The 17,660-nt window shown below is 41.4% G+C and carries 14 protein-coding genes; 10 read left to right on the plus strand and 4 right to left on the minus strand.

The features are described 5' to 3' along the window. Positions 1–2 precede the first annotated feature (2 nt). The 8 genes from cobN to RG963_RS09590 all read left to right on the plus strand — a co-directional run bounded on the left by cobN (position 3) and on the right by RG963_RS09590 (position 11,060). Complete coding sequence (cobN, locus tag RG963_RS09555) at positions 3–3,920, plus strand: cobaltochelatase subunit CobN (RefSeq protein ID WP_310576038.1); 3,918 nt, start codon at positions 3–5, stop codon at positions 3,918–3,920. Then, positions 3,847–5,514: a hypothetical protein gene (locus RG963_RS09560; protein ID WP_310576039.1), complete on the plus strand. Its 1,668-nt coding sequence runs from the start codon at positions 3,847–3,849 to the stop codon at positions 5,512–5,514. Before cobN ends, RG963_RS09560 begins: the two co-directional genes overlap by 74 nt. Before the next feature lie 118 nt (positions 5,515–5,632). After that, positions 5,633–7,480, plus strand: a complete 1,848-nt coding sequence (locus RG963_RS09565; protein WP_310576040.1) for an ABC transporter ATP-binding protein — start codon at positions 5,633–5,635, stop codon at positions 7,478–7,480. A gap of 25 nt (positions 7,481–7,505) precedes the next feature. After that, the gene (locus RG963_RS09570; RefSeq protein ID WP_310576041.1) at positions 7,506–8,399 is read left to right on the plus strand and encodes an energy-coupling factor transporter transmembrane component T family protein; all 894 of its coding nucleotides are present in this window, start codon (positions 7,506–7,508) and stop codon (positions 8,397–8,399) included. Beyond that, complete coding sequence (locus tag RG963_RS09575; protein WP_310576042.1) at positions 8,396–9,163, plus strand: ABC transporter ATP-binding protein; 768 nt, start codon at positions 8,396–8,398, stop codon at positions 9,161–9,163. Before RG963_RS09570 ends, RG963_RS09575 begins: the two co-directional genes overlap by 4 nt. Continuing rightward, positions 9,163–9,888 (plus strand): ABC transporter permease, encoded by a 726-nt coding sequence (locus RG963_RS09580; RefSeq protein ID WP_310576043.1) that lies wholly within the window; start codon positions 9,163–9,165, stop codon positions 9,886–9,888. The genes RG963_RS09575 and RG963_RS09580 overlap by 1 nt, the downstream gene beginning before the upstream one ends. A 33-nt stretch (positions 9,889–9,921) precedes the next feature. After that, positions 9,922–10,326 carry an ABC transporter permease family protein gene (locus RG963_RS09585; protein ID WP_310576044.1) on the plus strand — a complete coding sequence of 135 codons (405 nt, stop codon included), beginning with the start codon at positions 9,922–9,924 and terminating at the stop codon, positions 10,324–10,326. Further along, the gene (locus RG963_RS09590) at positions 10,323–11,060 is read left to right on the plus strand and encodes a Dph6-related ATP pyrophosphatase (protein WP_310576045.1); all 738 of its coding nucleotides are present in this window, start codon (positions 10,323–10,325) and stop codon (positions 11,058–11,060) included. Before RG963_RS09585 ends, RG963_RS09590 begins: the two co-directional genes overlap by 4 nt. Before the next feature lie 381 nt (positions 11,061–11,441). Here RG963_RS09590 and nikR read toward each other — a convergent pair whose 3' ends face one another. The 4 genes from nikR to RG963_RS09610 form a co-directional block, all read right to left on the minus strand. After that, a complete protein-coding gene (nikR, locus tag RG963_RS09595) occupies positions 11,442–11,864 on the minus strand; it encodes a nickel-responsive transcriptional regulator NikR (protein WP_310576046.1) in 423 nt (140 codons plus the stop codon). 535 nt (positions 11,865–12,399) lie between these two features. Continuing rightward, positions 12,400–13,404 (minus strand): phosphate uptake regulator PhoU, encoded by a 1,005-nt coding sequence (locus RG963_RS09600; RefSeq protein ID WP_310576051.1) that lies wholly within the window; start codon positions 13,402–13,404, stop codon positions 12,400–12,402. Between the two features lie 536 nt (positions 13,405–13,940). Next, complete coding sequence (locus RG963_RS09605; RefSeq protein WP_310576047.1) at positions 13,941–14,471, minus strand: metal-dependent hydrolase; 531 nt, start codon at positions 14,469–14,471, stop codon at positions 13,941–13,943. 563 nt (positions 14,472–15,034) lie between these two features. Then, positions 15,035–15,943, minus strand: coding sequence for a class I SAM-dependent methyltransferase (locus RG963_RS09610; RefSeq protein ID WP_310576048.1), 909 nt, complete (start codon positions 15,941–15,943; stop codon positions 15,035–15,037). A gap of 230 nt (positions 15,944–16,173) precedes the next feature. Here RG963_RS09610 and RG963_RS09615 point away from each other — a divergent pair, with 230 nt between their 5' ends. Both RG963_RS09615 and RG963_RS09620 read left to right on the plus strand, forming a co-directional pair. Continuing rightward, a complete protein-coding gene (locus tag RG963_RS09615; protein ID WP_310576052.1) occupies positions 16,174–16,323 on the plus strand; it encodes a PKD domain-containing protein in 150 nt (49 codons plus the stop codon). A gap of 215 nt (positions 16,324–16,538) precedes the next feature. Beyond that, positions 16,539–17,531 (plus strand): hypothetical protein, encoded by a 993-nt coding sequence (locus tag RG963_RS09620; protein ID WP_310576049.1) that lies wholly within the window; start codon positions 16,539–16,541, stop codon positions 17,529–17,531. The last annotated feature ends 129 nt before the right edge of the window (positions 17,532–17,660 follow it).

Below are 17,660 nucleotides of genomic sequence, written 5' to 3' on the forward strand. Positions count from 1 at the left end.
AAATGAAAATTGTTTCAATAACGTGGAATTCCTACATTCCCACACTCCTTAAAGCAGCCGACGAACTTGGCATAGAGCTTGAAGCCCACTACACAAAGCTTCTGGAAGAAAATCCTGAAGAAGCTGAGAAGGTACTTCTTGCATGTGAACATGCTGATGCCGTCTTTCTATACTATATATCAAATCCTTTCTGGGAAGAGTTCTATGAAAAGCTTGAACCGTTAAAAACGAGGGTACCTGTAATCTGCGTAGGGAGTGATCCCTCAGCATTTACCCTTTCGTCTGTGAAACTTGAGATTGCAGCTACATGTTTTTCTTATATAATTTATGGAGGGCAGGAAAACTTTGGCAATATGCTGCGCTATCTCTTAAAAGAAGTTTTGGGATCCGAGCTTGAAGCAAAACCTCCGGAAAAGATCCCATGGGATGGGCTTTATCACCCGGATGCAAAGGAACCCTTCTCAAACATTAAAGAATATCTTAACTGGTACGGGCCTTTGAAAGATAAAACCGTGGGGCTGATTATCTCCAGGACTTCCTGGGTAAACAATGAACTTGAGATCGAAAAAGCCCTGATAGAAAAGCTGGAAAATCTCGGTCTATCGGTTGTCCCTGTTTTTGCATATTCTGTGAAAGACGAAGAGCTTGGAAGCAGGGGCATGGATGAGGTCATAGTGGACTATTTCATAGAAAACGGTAGGCCTATTATAGATTGTCTTGTAAAACTTTCTCCTTTTTTTATTGCAAGCAGTAAAACCAAAAAGAGAGATACATCATGCGCAGCAGAAGGCATAGAGATTCTGAGAAAACTTGACGTCCCTGTTTTCCAGCCTGTAATTTCACATTATATGACTGTTGAACAATGGCAGGAGTCAACGGGATTAAGCACTGAGATCGGATGGAGCGTGGCTCTCCCTGAGTTTGAGGGCGGAATTGAACCCATCATAATAGGAGCAGGCAAAAAAGAAGGAAATTATCTGGGGCGTTTTCCTATTGAAGACCGCTGCTCAAAACTTGCCTTCAGGATTATGAAGTGGACCGAACTCAGGAAAAAGCCGGTAAACCAGAAAAAAGTTGCCTTTATCCTGCACAACTACCCTTGCTCAGGGGTTGAAGGTTCTGTAGGAGGTGCTGCAAACCTTGATTCTCTAGAGAGTGTTGCAAGAATATTGAACCGGATGCAGGAAGCAGGCTATGCCGTCAACCCCCCTGAAGATGGAAAAACCCTTATTGAGACTATTCTCAAGAAAAAAGCAATTTCAGAGTTCAGGTGGACTCCCATTAACGAGATAGTAAAGAACGGCGGGGTCCTGGCTTTTGTGGAAAAAGAAGAATATGAGAAATATTTCAATACCCTGAGCCCGAAAGTAAGGCAAAGAGTGACTGAGAGCTGGGGAAACCCTCCCGGAGAAGAAATCAACGGCATTCCTGCTGCAATGGTTTATGATAAGAAAATCGTTGTGACCGGGGTACAGTATGGAAACGCTGTGGTCTGCGTGCAGCCAAAGCGAGGATGTGCAGGTGCCAGATGTGATGGAACAGTCTGCAAGATCCTGCACGACCCGGACGTTCCGCCAACCCATCAATACCTTGCAACCTACAGGTATCTTGAAAATACCTTTGGAGCCGATATACTCGTACATGTGGGAACCCACGGAAACCTTGAGTTTCTGCCCGGGAAAGGAGTGGGACTTTCAGCCGACTGTTATCCTGACATAGGTATAGGGACAATTCCCCATCTTTATATTTATAATTCGGACAACCCTCCGGAAGGCACAATTGCCAAACGCCGGAGCCTGGCCTGCCTGATAGACCATATGCAGACTGTCATGACCTCAGGAGGGCTTTATGAAAACATGGCAGAACTGGACAGGCTGCTTGGGGAATACGAACAGGTGAAACACGATAAGGGACGGGAACATGCCCTGAAGCACCTGATCCTTGACGAGATCAAAAAATCGAACATGGATTCCGAGATAAAAGCCGATCATCAGACTCCTTTTGAAGAAATAATAAGAGAAGCGCATGAAGTTCTTGGAAAGATCAGGAACAGCCAGATCCACAATGGAATGCACATCTTCGGACAGCTCCCTGAAGGCGAGAAAAAAGTTGAGTTCATAAACTCAATTTTAAGGTATGATGACCAGGAAAGTGTGGGAAACAAAATCTCGATCAGACGGTTGATTGCAGGACTTTTGGGGCTTGACCTTGATGAACTGATCTCTGACCAGAGCCGGATTTCCGGAAACGGGAAATCAAACGGACAGAGGCTTGAAGAGATTGATTCCCTTTCTAAAGATTTTATAAGGACATTTATAAATAATCATGAAAAAGAGCCAGCCAGGATAATCGAAGAAATTTTTGAAGGAAAAAGCTTTGAGAAGCAGGAAATCAAGGGAAAAAGCTTTGAAAAGCAGAGAATTGAAGAAAATATTTTTAAAGAGCAGGAAATTAAAGACCTGAGTATAAATTCCGTATTTCTTCAGGATGCCACTGCGGTCTGCAACAGGATCCTTGACCTTGAATCCAGAATCGATGATTCCCTGGAAATTGAAGCCCTTTTACACGGCTTTGATGGGGGATACATCCCTGCCGGCCCTTCAGGCCTTATCATGCGTGGAAGAGATGATGTACTGCCAACAGGCAGGAATTTCTATTCACTTGACCCAAAAAAGATTCCTACAAAAGCTGCCTGGCGAGTGGGACAGCAACTTTCCCAGGTTCTGATTGAGAAACACCTCAAAGATGAAGGCCGTTGTCCTGAGAATGTGGCATTTTACTGGATGGCAAACGATGTGATGTGGGCTGACGGAGAGGGAATGGCCCAGATTATGAGCTTACTTGGGGTTGAACCGATCTGGCTCAGCAATGGACATCTCAGGGGTTTCTCTGTAATTTCTCTTGAAGAACTGGGCAGGCCCAGGATTGATGTTACTATAAGAATCTCAGGAATCCTGAGGGATAATTTTCCAAACTGCCTTGAGGTTATAGACGAAGCAATCCAGGCTGTGGCATCTCTTGAAGAACCTGAGGAGATGAATTATCCGAGAAAGCACAGCCTTCGGATGATTGAAGAAGGAGCGGATTCCAGAGATGCTACTTTAAGGATCTTTTCAAGCAAACCCGGGACTTATTCGGCCGGGGTTCAGCTTGCAGTCTATGCAAGTGCCTGGAAAGATGAAAAAGACCTGGCAGATATCTTCCTTTACTGGAACGGGTATGCCTATGGAAAAGATGTAAAAGGAAAGGAAGCCCACACTCAGCTTGCTTCAAGCCTTAAGACTGTTGATGCTACCTTTAATAAAGTGGTAAGTGACGAGTATGACCTTTTAGGATGCTGCTGTTACTTTGGGGTTCATGGGGGCCTTACGGCTGCGGCCAAGCAAGCTTCCGGAAAGGATGTAAGAGTCTACTTTGGAGACACGAGAGAACCTCAGCATGTTGAAGTCCGGGACATGGCTGACGAAATGCGAAGGGTGGTAAGAACCAGGCTTTTAAACCCTAAGTGGATCGAAGGCATGAAACAGCACGGATACAAGGGTGCGCAGGACATTTCAAAGAGGGTAGGAAGGGTCTATGGCTGGGAGGCTTCCACCCAGAAAGTGGACGACTGGATTTTTGATGATATCACAAAGGCCTTTGTGCTTGATGAAGAAATGCGCCGCTTCTTTGAAGAGAACAATCCCTATGCCCTGGAGGAAATGTCCAGAAGGCTTCTTGAAGCCCAGTCAAGAGGACTATGGAACCCTGATCCCGAGCTTCTTGAAGAGCTGAAAAAATCCTACCTCGAGATAGAGAGCTGGATGGAAGAGCTGGCAGGAGAAGGAGAATTTCAGGGTGGAGCTGTTGACATTATCAGTTTTGAAGATGTACCTGACTGGAACGCGAAAATGCAGGAAATCCGAAAAATCCTCAAATAAGGAAAAAGGTAGCGGAATGAAAAACATAGCTATTCTCCTCCTTGCACTTGTGCTGATAGTACAACCCGCAGCTGCACAGATTCAGCAGGAGGACTTCAAACCTGAAGATATGACCACATTCATAATTCAGGTTCCCCATGGAGTAGAAGAAAACGGTCTTGCAGTCGGAGGCAGCACCCTTTCGGCATATGTTTTTTTTGAGAGTTATTATGATGGAAATATGAATGTGACAATGGAACTGGAATTACCTGAGGGTTTTGTGCTTCATGAAACTCCAGTCCATTCATTTTCGCTTCAGACCGAATATGACAACTGGTACAGGCTTGTTGAATTTTATATACCCGAGGACATGCCCTATGGAACCTATACCGTAACTGCAACGGCAGTCGTTGAAGTTGAGGGGACAAAACATACTATTGTGCGTACAGCCCAGCTCAATCTTGCTTCAAAAGAAGAAGTCACGGATGAAATCTCAGTATCCCAGCTTATAATACCCTCAGATGAAGACGGATATGGAGATCCCAGCCATCTCTCAAACACCCTGGTCGTCCAGGAAACTTCCCCTGCTCTCAAAAAGCTGCTGAAGGTTACAGACCTCAAGCTCAATAAAGAGGACTTCACTTCAACTTTCATAGGGATAGAGATTACCAATACTGGAAATAGCACAATTCCTGTTATAGTCACATATGATATTCTTGACACAAAAACCGGTGAACCTGTAAAAGCGTTTAAACCCGAGATTATGGGAATTAGCGCAGACGCTGCATGTTATGCCACTTTAACCCTTTCTCCAGGCTCAAGTTCGCTGATAAGCCTTCCTCTGTATATATCTCAGGATGCGATGGGAGGAGACTACCTTCTAAGAGTTAAAGTAAAACTCACAGGCAGCGACTGGACTGCAGTAACAAAAGAGCAGAAAATTACTGCAATCTCAAGGAAATGGGGGCCTATAATAACTACGTTTATCGCCTCTTTACTCGGACTTACTGCTCTTGGCTTTTTTATCTCAAGATCCAGGGAGATAATGGACAGGTTTAAAACCCGTAACCTTGTGCTGATTGCCCTTTTTGGCACCGTTTCTTTTGCAACGATAAACCTACCGATGACCATCCTGTGGGAGCTGTCCCATGCAATATTCGGACCTTTCAGTTTCCTGTTCACAGGGCTCTTCAATGAGATTCTTCTTTACATGCTCATTGCCTCTCTTGTGGTCCTGATACCAAAACCCGGAGTTGTAAGTCTTTTTATGATGGTCAGGTTTCTACTTGGAGGTTTCATAACAGGGAGTTTTACCCCCATAACTTTCATAACACTGTCCGTAAACGCGATAATTCTGGAGCTTATGCTGTATGCTGCAGGCATAACCAGCAAAAATCCAGCTCCGGAAAACAGGTTCAAAATGGGAATTATTTGCGGATTTGCTGACATGACCAGCGGATATGTATCCTTCAGTGTCTGGATGGTCCTGTACAGACTTTTCTACAGCGACTGGTACATAACCGCAAATATCCTGATCGACGGGTTCCTCTACACTTTCATAGGAACCTGGTTTGGAATAAGTCTTGGAAACAGACTGAAAAAGGTGGCAGAATGACGCGAACTTTGGTAAGGCTTCCCTTAGGAAAGGCTTGCACCGCAGCAAGGGGTTTTCGCTCAAGCAGTTTTTGAAAAGGCTTGCGGCAAGCTTTCCGCCGGAAAGGTTGTGATGGAGAATGATAGAAATCAAAGACTTATGGTACACTTATCCAGGAAGATCGGAGCCGACTTTAAAGGGAGTCAACCTTAAAGTGAAAAAAGGAGAATTTGTTCTCCTCACAGGGCCTACAGGATGTGGAAAAAGCACTTTATTAAAGACCTTAAACGGGATAATTCCTCATGAGTCGGGGGGAATATTTTCAGGTAGTGTGAAGGTCAAAGAGATGGAAACCACGGATTCAAACCAGATGGAAATCTCGAAAGAAGTAGGCCTTGTGTTTCAGAATCCCGATGACCAGATATTTTCTACAACCGTTGAGGACGAAGTAGCCTTTGGGCCTGAAAACCTCTGCTTTGAGCAAAAAGAAATTGAGAAGAAGGTAGAAGAAGCCCTGAAAATAGTAGGGATGTCCGACCACAGGCTGGCTTCCACAAATTCACTTTCAGGGGGACAGAAACAGAGAATCTGCATTGCAAGCATGCTCGCCATGATGCCTGAAGTCCTTGCCATGGATGAACCTGTAAGCCAGATGGACCCTATGGGTACGCGTGAAGTCCTGAATACAGTAAGAGAACTTAACAGGAAACTGAAAATGACTATTCTGCTGGTTGAGCATAGACTGCACGAGCTTGCACCCTTTGCAGACAGGATTGTCATAATGGACGACGGAAAAATAGTCTTTGATCAGCCCGCCTCAAAAGCTTTTGATAATCTTGGGATCTTTTACAGGCTGGGGCTTCGAATTCCCGAACCCGTTGAACTCTGCCACAACCTGGGAATCAAAGTCAGTCCATTGAGTGTCAGCGGAGCTCTTGCTGTACTGGACAGGGAAATATTTAAAGGAAATATTAGAATCCCTCAGAACTTTCGGAATGTGGAGGAAGATAACGGCGCAAAGGAAAGTTTCAGAACCAATTCTGCCTGGAGTAATCCTTCTGTGCCTGCAGTAAATAGCCCCCCTATAATTGATATTCAGGATATGTGGTCTGGCTATGAGAAAAATAAAATGGTACTGAAAGGGATAAATCTGGAAATTCGAAAAGGTGAGAGAGTTGCGATTATGGGCACGAACGGCTCGGGAAAATCAACCCTGCTTTTAAACCTTGCAGCCATTCTCAAACCAAATAAAGGAAGTGTGAAGGTTTTTGGGGAGGACACAGGATCCAAAAACCCATACTCCTTTGCAGGCAGAGTCGGATTTGTCTTCCAGAATCCTGACCTTATGCTCTTCTGTGATTCAGTTGAGGAAGAAGCAAGGTTTGGGCCTGTTCAGTTAAAGTACAACAATATTGAGGAAAGAGTAAGAGACTCTCTTGAAGCCATGTCAATTCTGAATCTCAAGCATGACCTCCCTCAGGCCCTGAGCCGGGGGCAGAGACTAAGGACAGCCGTTGCCTCGGTGCTTTCCATAAATCCAGAACTCATACTCCTTGATGAACCCACAACAGGGCAGGACATGGTGAATATAGAACAAATGATGGATTATTTCAAAAATAACCACTCTACAATGGTCTTCTGTACCCACGATATAGAGGTTGCGATGTCCTATGCCACAAGAATCCTTGTAATGAATGAAGGAAGAATCATAGCAGATGGGGAGGGGAGGGAGATTATAAAGAATATCGATATTCTCAGAAAAGCATCTCTTACCCAGCCTCCGGTTGTTGAAATTGCTAACTCTCTGGGAGTGGACGCCTTTTCGGTCACAGAACTTGTGGAAATGCTGACCCGTAGAAGTTCTGAGGTAATAAATTCTGAGGTAATAAATTCTGAGGTAATAAATTCTGAGGTAATAAATTCTGAGGTAATAAATTCTGAGGTAATAAATTCTGAAATGATAAAATGTGAAGTGATAAGATGCTGACCTTTAGAGACCCTGAAGTGATAATATGATAGGTGCCAGATCAATCGCAGAACCAACTATTAGAGACACAATTATTCACAGGATAGACCCACGGGCAAAGATCCTGATCCTTATCTCCACTGCTTTTATCGCAGTAACTCTGGACAATCCCGAAACCATGCTTCTGCTGTTTCTGACCATACTTTCCGGATTTGCACTTGCAAGGATGCCGGCAATAAAGCTCAAAACCCTAGCTTTATTACTCGTGCTTTTGATCTGGGGGACTATCTACTCTCAGGCTCTTTTTTATTCCCAGCTTCCAAGGACCGTGATATTTACCATAATAAGTCCTGATTTTCCGGTTCTGGGCTGGCTGACAAACGGTGGGCTGTTCGTATATGAAGAAGGGCTCCACCACGGTGCAATTCAGGGCTTAAGGTCAGCTTCAATCCTGTCCCTTGGGCTGTTGATGTGCTGGACCACGGACTCGAGGGATATGTTAAATGGCCTGGTGGGGCTCAGAGTCCCTTACAGTGTGGCCTTTATGGTAGTTACAGCAGTCCGATTCCTGCCAATAATAATTACTGAAGTATCGACTGTGGTTACAGTCCAGAAGCTAAGGGGTTTTAATCCGAAAAAGTTTGGCTCAGGGATTGTCAAGACATCTCTTAATATATTGACCCCAACCCTTGCAAACTGCGTTAGAAGGACCGGAACTCTTGCAGTTTCGATTCAGAGCAGAGCATTCAGAGCAAATCCTGACAGGACATATCTCAAAAAGCTGAAGGCTTCAGATTTTGATAAAGTAGTGGTTGTGGTCTTTGTTTTTACAGCCACAAGTATTGTTATCATAAAGCTTCTTTACAATATATACACAAGCGGAATTTATTATACTTCAGGTTTAAGGCCTGTTTATGCAATTGCAAAGGGATACCTGTGATAGAAATAAGAAAATTATCCAGATCCTTCGGAAACTTGATCGCGGTTGATAATCTCGATCTTAGTGTCGGAAACGAGATCTTCGGCCTTCTTGGCCCCAATGGGGCAGGCAAAAGTACGACAGTTATGATGCTTACAACCCTGTTAAAACCCAGCAGTGGCACTGCAAGAGTCTGTGGGTATGATGTCGAAAGGGATTCAAAAAAAGTAAGGTCAAAGATAAGCTATGTCCCCCAGGATATGGCAGTTGACCGAAAACTCACAGGCCGGGAAAATGTACAGCTTTATGCAAAACTCTATGGGGTCCCTGACAGAAATTCAAAGGTCGAAGAAGTGCTTGAAATGATGGGACTTTCAGACCGTGCCAGTGATCTTGTTGCAACATATTCTGGAGGAATGAGACGGCGCCTTGAACTTGCTCAGGCCCTTGTGCATGAGCCTGAGGTTCTGTTTCTGGACGAACCCACCCTTGGGCTGGATGTGAGCGGCAGAAAAAAGATATGGGAACATATCAGGATGCTTAAGGCCGAAGGGATGACCATCTTCATGACTACACATTACCTTGAAGAGGCAGAAAAATACTGCAACCGGGTTGCTATTATTGATAAAGGCAGAATCGCAGTTGTTGGTACTCCTGAAAACCTGATCAGTTCGATTGGAGAAGATGCCTCCCTTAATGACGTTTTCCTTGAGAACGTTAAAACCCCTGAAGAACAGGCAGGGTTTAATTCAACCCAGTTTAGAAACCTTCTGAGGCGAAGATAATGAGAGCAGTATTCTACTATTTTGAAAGGGACCTTGTAAAATGGCTAAGAGGAAGGGTAACCGTTGTTTCCTCACTCGTAATGCCTGCGGCCTGGCTGGTATTTGTCGGGATGGCCTTGCCCACGAAGTTTACTGATAATTATCTTGAGTTTATTACTCCTGGCATCCTTGTCATGACGATTCTTTTTTCCTCCTTGCAGGGAGGAACTCTTATGATTTTTGATAAAATACTGGGCTTTTTGAATAAGTTCCTCGCCATGCCCTCCCCACGAGAAAGCATGCTGTACGGAAAAATCCTATTTATCAGTGTAAGGGGTCTGCTGCAGGCAACTGTGATCCTCCTGATAGCTACGCTCTTTGGAGTAAGGATATCGAACCCCGTAAGTATAGTTTTGATATATCTTACACTGTTCCTGTTTTCGGTATTTTTCTCTGCACTCTCAACTATGATAGGGCTGTACCTAAGTGACCATGACAGTTATTCGGCTGTAAACAGCATGATCAGTATGCCCTTATTCTTCACCAGCAGTGCGCTTATGCCCTATGATGTCATGCCCTCCTGGTTGAGGATGATGGCAAAGCTTAATCCCGTAAGTTATGCAATAGATAGCATAAGAACTCTTTTTGAAGGAGGAGTCCCTGTTCAGGGGCTTATAGGCCTTACCATAGGAGCCGGTATTATGGTACTCCTCGGGACATATCAGTTCAGGAAGGCATTTGTGTAAAAAACTTATATGATATTCTTTGAATCAAGCCTCATGGTCGAGGTCGGAGCCGTAACCTTTTTCCTCCAGGAAAGCCAGAAGGTGGCAGGAATCTTCACCTTTGCAGTCGCCATCACTCTCACCTTCATGCAGCTCCTTCTCACAAAATCCGAAAGCCCTCCTGCAATCTTCCTCCCCCTTTTTCCCCTTACTTCCCCTGTCGCAATGCTTGTCAGGATAGGGGCCTCATACGTGCCCTTTTACCTGATCACGACAAGTTTTTTCATTCTCTTTGTCTCTATCCATGGGGTAATCGTGCTTTCAAGCCGGTTCTTCAGGGCTTATTTGCTGATGTACGGGAAGAAACCACCTCAAGAAGATTGTGAGAAATATTCGGGCAGAGAGCCTGTGAAAAAACAAAAGCTTTTTTTTCAAGTTGTGCATGTATATAGAAGATGAGTACCAATCCCATTTCAACTAATAACGATAAAAGCAAGGATGATAAAATCAAGAGCGTTAAAGGCAAAAGTGGCAAAGGTAGGGTAGTTGTTTCGTGGACCGGAGGAAAGGACGGTTGTCTTGCATGTTACGGGGCAATCTCGGAAGGTTTTGAGGTATCCCACCTCCTGAACTTCAGAGAAATCCAGAGGCGCGGCTCCCATGACATCAATCCGGACCTGATTTATGCACAGGCTGAAGCTCTTGGAATTCCCCTTATCCATAAGGACTTTATTTCATATGAACAGGAATTCAAAAAAGTAATCAGTGATTTAAGGGATAGCGGGGAGCAAATCGACGGAGCGGTTTTTGGGCATATCGAGACGCACAAGAACCTTGTAGACAGGATATGTGGGGAACTGGGCCTCGAGTTAATAATGCCGCTCTGGCAGAGGAATTCCGAACAGATCATAAAAGGCCTCATAGATTCGGGTTTTGAGGTGATCCTACTCAGCGTCAAAGCCAATTTGTTAGGGAATGAGTGGCTGGGTCGAAAGATCGATGAAAATTTCATATGCGACCTAAAAAAGCACAATCCCTCCATCGATGCCTGCGGTGAAAAAGGGGAGTTCCATACCTTTGTTACCGACGGCCCGCTATTCAAAAACAAAATAAAGGTAATGGAGAGTAAAATGACCTTGAGGGGAGGCTACTGGTTCCTGGAGATATCAAAGTTCAAGGCCGAGAAAAAATAAGCCTGCACTTTCGGCTTTCATTGTTTAAATTCCATTGCAAAAATAAGGTTGTCCACTGATACAAAAATGGTATTTTCAGGATAAAATATCCAACGCGACTTTTGATTGCGTTTTGGTGCATTTGCACACGATAGTTTTACAAATGCCAAAGGTACGGAAAAAGATTGAGAGTAGACGTTATTACGATTACTGTGAAATAATAACAACGGAATACAAATGGAAGACCAAATTTGGGGTAGTCTACTATTTAGTTGATATTGTTCCAAAATAATGTAAATACAGTTTTCAACTCTTTCTTTTCCTTGTATTTCTGGTGTATGAAGAGAATACTTTGACGTCCTTCAATACATCGAAGTACTGATTTACATCCTTATAAAAGAGTCATATATTTTCATTTGACGCTATAGTTGTGAGTTTTGAGAATTTTACCCCTTTTAGGGCCATTATATCTTCGGCAAGTTCTTTAATCTTCTCGCCGTCTCCATCCAGGACAATTACTTCAAAACAATTGTCATGATCGAGGTGTACATGCACGGAAGACTTTATCAAGGAAGTGTAGTGATGTTGGATATCTCCAAGGGCATTTGAAAGACCTCGTTTTGTATGATCGTAAGTAACTGCAACGATTCCAACACGATGACCTTTAATGTCCCCCATCCACTCGTAATAGGAAATATAACTTCTGATGGCATCCCTGATACCTTCCGAACGAGACGAATAACCTCTTTTTTCGATAATCTCATCAAATTTATCCAGAAGGTTGTCAGGAAGGGAAACCCCTATCCTCATGAGTTCTGTTTCCATCGTATCACCAAGCAATTTATATTTATGTATATTATAATAATTCAATATATAATAAGTATTACTACATATGTTTTTTCACTTAACCACTATATAAATATAGCTGATTATAATTGAGATGCACTCTTCAAATTGTAAGGGAATATACAAGTCTTAAAAATAATCAAGATGTCTACTTAATTTTTTAGATGTGTAATAAATGAAACATTTCATATTATTGAAAAAAAGAATAATAAATTGAATTAGAATTTCATGAAACTATAAAGTTCCAGTTTAACAAAAGACGGTTGTTATTTATTACTGATAGTAGTTGTCGGACAGCCTGTAAAGGCCAGGATATTCGTGACCCTCTGCACTCCCATAGTAATAAAGAAATAGAAAAATAGAGAAAAAAATAAGAAAGAAATATAAAATTAAGAAAAAACAAAGAAATTAGAATAAACAAAGAAATTAGAATAAACAAAGAAATTAGAATAAACAAAGAAACTCGAATAAACAAAGAAATAAAAAAGAAAATAAGAGTCCAAACCTTTGAGGTTTAGACCTGTTTTATATTCATATTGAGAGCAACTTCCGCAATATCAGCGCTATATTCGGCTACCCTTCGCAGGCTCTCCAGGATCATGCTAAGTTCAATGCTACCTGAACCTTCGATATCCCGTGACTCTAGAGAAACTCCGAACTGGGAAACTTTTTTGGCTTCTACAACTATTTTGTTGATAGCCTGGAGGTCTTCTTGTGCCATTGAGTCTATTGAGCTTTCGAAAACCTTGCGGGAGAGTTCAGCCATCTTGAAAATCGCATCATCATTGCTGACTCCATAGCTCATTTTCAGAACGTTTGTGGCTATCTTAACAGCGTGGTCGCCTACACGTTCGATACTTTTTGTAATAAGCCTGTATCCAAGGCATTCCCTGGGATGCCGAATCCCGATCTTATCAGAGAGTTCAAGATCCTCGATTGAGGCTTTGAGCTGGCGGACGGCGAGAAGATAAAAGCGGTCTACATCATCGTCTCTCTGGATGACGTCTTCGGCAATCTCCACATTGTGATCCCTGAGAGCGGCCATGGAGTCCTCAAGCATGGAAAGTACAAGCCCGTACATGTTTTTGATTACCCGCCCAAGAGGCAGGTCATTATAATTCAGGAGACACTGGAAAACCAGTTCATTCCTGGATTCTTCCACAAGCTCAAGACCTATCAATTTTTGACGCACGGAGTCCTTGATAAACTTGCGATCATAAGCACTGAAACCTTTTTTGGTAGTCAGCCTAATAGAGTCGTAACCTACAAGATAATGAGAAATAAGAATCCTGAGATTATTTTCCGCACTATCCGAATGAATATAGTCGATCGTTGCTTTAAGGGCGGAATGTTCCTTTGAGGCGGCACTGGAAGAAACAAGTAGGGTTTTGTTAGGCATGGGTGTAAGAGTAAGTGTGTCTCCTGCCTCAATACCTATATCCCGAACCCATTTTATAGGGAGGGACACGATGTAAGTAGAATTTCCGGTAAACTGAACTTTTCTTTTATCCTTGGTAATAAGTAATCCCCCTGGGGATATTCTAATGGATCTTAAAGGATCTATATAGAGAAAAGTGATATATAAAGCTATCTTGGAAATAGAACGCTAAAGTAAGAAATAAATTCTGGTTGCTCTGTATAAGTGTAGTATATAGGGAATAGTTATCAAAGGATAGAAAAATATAGATCTACATTAAAGACAGAGAAAAATTAGGTATAAAAGCAGGTTTATGAAAAGTACTTTTTCCGTAAAAACCTTTCTTTTTTGCAGGTGCTTCAATGAACTTCTGATTTATTAGGCTCTACCTGTAGAAAGAGACCATATTTGAACTTGAAATTTAAAAAATCTAGAAAAACTAAGTGAAAAATCCGAAAAATAGCAAATATGTAGGGCAGTTGCTAGCCTTGTGAGGCTCTACAAGAACCGGAAAATCGATTTTTTGAGAAATTTCCGAATCTTCTTCTCATTCTGAATCTTCTTCTCACTCTATGTTTTTTATCCGGGATAAATTAGAGATTCCTTCATCTTTTTAGTTTCATAGCATTTTTTTATCGTTAGAATTTGTTTTGTCTAAATCTTTTTATTAACCAGTGTAAAGTCAAAATAACTATTACTCCCATTCCCAAAATTTCAGGAATGGAAGAGTACGAGAAATTGAATGTAAAAGACTTTTTTAACATTTTTATTAAATATTCTATTCCAGTGAGATCTGTGTGATCTTGGGGAAAACTCAATCCGAAGAACGGCCAGAATAAAGTTTTAGGGGTTGCCCACATTTGATCTTCTATAAGGTGGAAGAAAGAGCCTATGGTAAGAGAAATAATCCTTATATCTTCTCTTATTTTGTACAAGTATAAACCTATCAGGAAGAGAATAAGGGAGAACAACAGGGTATGACCTATAATGCGCCCGTTTGCAAGAGTAGAAGGAAAGATGACTCTTCCGAGAGGTTTATCTAGTAAATCAGGCAAAAGGGCTCCAATAACCAGATACTTGGAATTTATAATACTTCTTAGTCGAGGTATAAAAATCCCAAGTACAGAAAATACTCCAAATGTGACGCCGATATGTCCAAAAAGAAGCATCAAAAATTAAAGGAACTCTTGTTATATATGTATACTGTTTGAGTTTTACAGAACCTCACTAAAATAGTAACCTGAGAGGTTAAAACGTTGCTATCAGTTCCATTTTGGCAATCTGCCGAATCTGTTATACAGTAACTTATTGGATTTCTGATTTTACAGAAAACGAGCATGAAATTCTTCGAATAACAGGCACAAATAAATGAAAGTACTTGAAAGCACTTTCATGCCAAAATTGGACATACACCAGCTAGGAACACATCGTTTTCCGATCTATATTGGTATAAAAACCGAAGAGCCAAAAAAGATATGCAATCGGCACTTAGTAAATAATTTTTTGGATTACACACTTTTCAATAAAGTTATCAATAAGAGGAATAACATTTGGATCAATAGAAACATCATAATATTATATTATAAGAGCATGTATATCATTAGATGAATTTTCTGAATCTGCCTTCAGGAGATTATTCACTGCAGGCATCTATACGACTGTGGCGATTTTTGGAGTGAAACCTTTGGTATGGAAGAAAAGAAAAAAAGAAAAAATCAATTGTAAAAAAATGTTATTCGACAATTGCATATGCAATGTGCCCATGCTCAGGCGCATGATACCCATCCTTACGTCCCTTGAAATAACGTTTTTCGATATCTTCCGGGCTCAAGTTATCATAGAGACGTAATCCTAAAATTGCAATTTCTTCGTCCAAAGTTACTGGATTGAAACCCGTTATCATCTTTTCACCTAGCTTTTGAAAAACCTCCTGTTTCTTTTGCATTTTCGGAGAAGATTTTTCGGGGATAAATGCATCGGTATCGAAGTAATCGAAAACAACTGCACTATCCTTAGGGGCAATATCGGTGATGGAACGCAGTGTCGCAAATACTTCTTCCCGAGTCAAGTACATGGTGACGCCAAGCCAGCTAAAGAAGCTTTTAACATTCGGGTCATAAGATGATGAGCGATTAAATGCATCTGCTAAATTTTCCTTTGTAAAATCTATGGGTATAAAGTGTAATTGTGCCGGGTGTTCCCATCCCAAATCGGCAAGGCGAAGAAGCTTAAAATTTTGTGTAGCTGGATGGTCCACCTCAAACACTTCCAATTGTTCCAATAACTCTGGGCGCCGAAAAGCAAAGGTATCCATCCCTGCCCCAAGGATCACATACTGTTTAACTCCCTGTCTGACAGCCCTCTCCAGGGCGTCTTCCGTATATCGTGCGCGGCTGAGAACATTTGTTGCTTGCATTAAAGCTGTCCAGGGAATTGGTTGGTCAGAGCATGATGCAGTATGCTCAGGATCATCAAACTGTTTATATTTAGTTAAGCCCTGTTCAATTAGTGCTCGTACTTCCTGTGGAATCAACCGATAGGCCAGAAAATCATCAAAAATTTTGGGAGCATCATTCATGGAATGGTAGGCACGAATGGAGGCAGTTATCATTGCAGAATAGCTAGCTTGGTTCTCTTTCATCTGATTATCTTCCTCTTTAATGTAGTCTCTAAGAAATAGGAATTTGGCCTTTTAAGAAGAATTATATCAATACTTAAACTGGTTTCAACTGCTTAAATAACCATATGGACTTATGCAATCGCATTGATAAATCAATAACATCAAACATATCAAACCTTTGACCGCATAAACTATACATTTAACCTCTACTCCTATTGTGCCTGATTTGTGCCAAAACCCCCAATGATCCTTTGAAGGTAAAGTTTATAGACAGGAGCACACACAGTCCAGCTTCATGGAAATGGAGTTTTGGAGACGGAACATATTCAACATCTAAGAATCCTGCACGTACTTACAGTATCGAATTGAAATCTGTAATTTTAGTTCATAACAAAAATTGATGTAATAAAGGCTAGATAATTTTTTATTCGTAAAATTATATAATATATATTTAGTCTCTTTACTGATTTATCACATAATTGGTTGGGCAAATAGTCCAAGTTTGGATTAATGTGACTTTAGTAATAGATGATTCAAATATTATTACATAACCTAAAAAATATCCGAACTATAAACTGTACATTAACTTTGAAAATAAAGCTATGGGGGAAAATAAATGAAAAATAAGGAGAAGCTATGTTCAATAGCTTTAGCTTCAGCATTCCTGATTTTTGTTTTTTTGAGTTTAATCTCAGCCGCAGCAGCTTCAGCGGCTCAAGTTACGAAAATTGGCACAGGATATGATCCTGCTGTTTATGGTAACAAGGTAGTATGGACAAATGGGGTTGTTATTCATCTATACAACCTGACCACCAGAACAGACACTACGGTTAGCTCTTCTGGAGCGTCTAGTCCAGATATTTACGACAACAAGTTAGTGTGGCATGATGAAAGCAGTGGAACACCAAGGCTTACTGTGTACGATATACCAACAGCCACAAAAAGTTACATAACGCAGAATGTAGACCAATATAGCAAACCTGCTATTTACGGCAACAGAATCGTCTGGAGTGAAAATGATAGTGTGTATCTGATGGACATGTCTACATCCACACAGACTAAAATCGGAAACGGTAGTAATCCCGACATATATGACACAAAAGTGGTGTATTACTCTTATTCAGAAGATCCAGAAGTAGATATAACTATCAGAATGTATGACATCAATACGAAGGAAAAAATAACTGTCAATTCATATGGAGATCCAAACATACCGCATATATGGGGTACTAAAGTCATCTGGTCTGACGTATATAATCATCAGGGATATATTGCGATGTATGATACGTCAACAAAGAAAACCATAGACGTCACACATCAACTTGACACCGATCCAAATGGAAATGAATACGGCGCCAGTACAGGGACACACATTGCCATACAAAATGATAAAATTGTATATAATAAATGCGTTGATGATTATGAAGGCAAACCTGGAGTATATGTGTATAACATATCTACAGGACAAAGCACAATAATATATAATTATCCTGAAGAAGCATATACGACACCAGAAGTATACAATAACACTGTTGTATGGGGAATAGACAAGAACTATGTTGATAGTGCGGATGGCAATGATATATATTTATGCGATCTTGCAGTCTAACCCGAAAATCTCACAGTAAGGTGAGTGGTGGACATCCACCACAACATTTTATTGAAAAAAAATCTGATTTTTTGGATTTAGCGATGAGAAAATGAATGAGAAAAAGAATATCAAGAATATTCTTTAATT

It is taken from the genome of Methanosarcina baikalica (assembly GCF_031461075.1).
GTDB lineage: Archaea > Halobacteriota > Methanosarcinia > Methanosarcinales > Methanosarcinaceae > Methanosarcina > Methanosarcina baikalica.